The 2,519-nt window shown below is 69.8% G+C and carries 1 protein-coding gene; it reads right to left on the reverse strand.

Annotation, left to right across the window (positions count from 1 at the left end):
- Window positions 1–237 precede the first annotated feature (237 nt).
- Window positions 238–1,218, reverse strand: a complete 981-nt coding sequence (locus ND748_RS29895; RefSeq protein ID WP_251749551.1) for an MHYT domain-containing protein — start codon at window positions 1,216–1,218, stop codon at window positions 238–240.
- Between the last annotated feature and the right edge of the window lie 1,301 nt (window positions 1,219–2,519).

Genomic DNA, 2,519 nt, shown 5'->3' on the forward strand with positions numbered 1-2,519 from the left:
AATGAACCGCCCACTCGGTTTTTATAAAAATTCTTGGGGTGGTCGGCTGCTTATGTTGTTAATTAGTGACTGGGGCCCCCCCCACCGGGGCGCGGGTGCGCCGCGCACCACCGGGCGGCGATGTGGCGTCCCCGCCGAACAGGTCCGTGCTGTCGAACAGGCTCACCGGCTCACCGTACGACCGGGACCGACCCCGGCACGCGGCCGGATCGGGCCCGGCGCCGCGGATCGGCGCGGTCAGCCGGAGCGGGTCGTCGACTCCCCCGCAGGCGGCCGGCTCCAGACGGGGACCGGCGGGGCGGGCCGGTACTGGTCGCTGCGGGGATTCACGAAGGCCGCCGGCAGGGGCTGACCGGCCGCCTCGCCCCCGCCGCCGCCGTCCACAGTCCGCCCCGCAGGACCACCCGCGACCCCGGCCATCGCCGCCGTCCCCGCGCCCGGGCGGCGGTGACGGCTGCTCTCGCGGGCCATCGAGAACGAACCGGACTCGGTGACGCCGCCCAGGGCCGCGAAGATGACCACCGCGAGCACCGAGAAGGCGATCACGCAGACGATCGGGGCGAGGGAGATCGGGTCGGTGCCCGCGACCTCCTCGTTTCCCGGCCCGGCCTGGACCTGGGTGGCAGCCATCGCGGTGTAGTGCATGCCGCAGACCGCCGCCGCCATGACCAGGGAGGCTGCGACCACGTGACGGCCGGTGCGCACCCGGAAGGCGATCCACAGGGCCGCGAGGGCCGCGGCCACCGCGATGAGAATGGACAGCACGACGATGCCGCCGCGGTAGGTCACGGTCCCGCCGACGTGCATCGCGGCCATGCCGGTGTAATGCATCGCGGCGATCCCCAGGCCGGAGACCACGCCGCTGAGTGCCAGCCATCCGATACTCCGTGGCCGGCGCGCCACCAGGGTGAGCCCCAGCGCCGAGACCGCCACGGCGAGGAGCAGCGAAACCCCGGTGCGCGGCAGGTCGTATCGCAGGTCAAGCCCGTCGACGCGATAGCCGATCATCCCAATGAAATGCATGGACCAGATCGCGCCGCCGCCGAGGGAGAGCGCGGCGGCGAGAGTCCAGCGAACCCTGGCCGCACCCTGGGACAAGGGGATCCGGATCGCGCTCACCAGCGCGGCGAATGATCCCACCACGGCAAGCCCGACGGATACCACCACGAACAGAAGGTCCTGGCTGGCATGCTGATGAACGGCCTGCGCGACGATCACGTGTCCCCCCTTTGAAGCGACCGGAGCCCATCACATCTAGCACGTGTCGGATCGAAAGCCAAAATTATCCCGAAAGCAATCGACACCTCACACAGGCCGTTTGACTCCTAAAACGGACGATGCGGATTTATCGGGCGCAGCCAAGGTAACGTATCGGCGCCTTCGAAGCCGTCGCTCAAGGACGTCCCCGGCGGTGTCGGGCCGACTCGATCGAGCTGTCCGAGGTCGCGGAGCTGCACGGACGGACCCGCCGCCCGCTCACCTCACTCGGGCCTAAGGTCCCTTTGGCAGTGACCACCAGTTCAGATCTCCCCGCCGTCGGCCATCAGATCACCCCGCCGGCCCAGATCACCCCGCCAGCCCAGGTCACCCCGTCGGCCCCGGTCAACCTGCCAGCCCCGGTCAACCTGCCAGCGAGGTCATCCCGCCGACTCAGGTCACCCCCGCGGCGAGCCGGACAACGGCCGGACACGCGGCCGGCACCGTGGTTCACCGCCGACACGGGTCCGCGCGCCGACTTTGGGCCCGCGTTCCACTCGCGACGAGGAACGGGACGCACATTTCCGCGGACCAGCGGGCTTCCGACTACCGAAACGGCACCTTACGCTGAGACGATCCCTTTCCCTCGCCCACGCACGGATCACAAAGAACCGTGCCCACTACTTGACAGGAACCCGATAGCACCGGATCGCCACGCACGACCCGGAACACTCCACCAAGAGACCACACTTCATTCTTGCGAGACAACGTCTTCCCAATGGTGCGCGTGTATGGTTCAGGTAGTCGGTTAATCTTCTCCCCCGGCTCCCACCACCTCTGTGGGGTGCGTGGCAGTGGGCGGCGGCAAGCGACGCCGATGCCTGTCCCGCCGTTCACGGCGTCGGTAATGCATCTGACGGCGGTGCACCACACCTCACCGCCGCGACGACGATCGGCGGGAATGCAGCCCCCGGCGCACTGGCCCGCGTTCATCTCCGCCCCGGCGGTCGCGGTCACGGGTATCGGACGGCGACGCACCCGCATCCAGCCGACGGACGCCCGATAGCCGACGACACCCGATAGCCGACACCAGCCAGTCGACGCCAGCCAGTCGACGCCCGATCGATACCGCAGCCCGCCGCGCAATCGCCTCCGCCGGATCGACCGCCGGCCCGATCCACCCCCGGTGACCGAAACCCCGCCCCGGAAAGGTGCACCCATGACCATGATCCCACCGCCCCGCGCCCGGACCGACCGACCCGTGCCCGTGGGGGCGTCGGCCGCAGCCCCGCCCCGGACCGACCTGGCGGACCGGACCCCCC

Origin of the sequence: Frankia sp. AiPs1, assembly GCF_023716945.1 — a bacterium.
Taxonomy (GTDB): Bacteria; Actinomycetota; Actinomycetes; order Frankiales; family Frankiaceae; genus Frankia.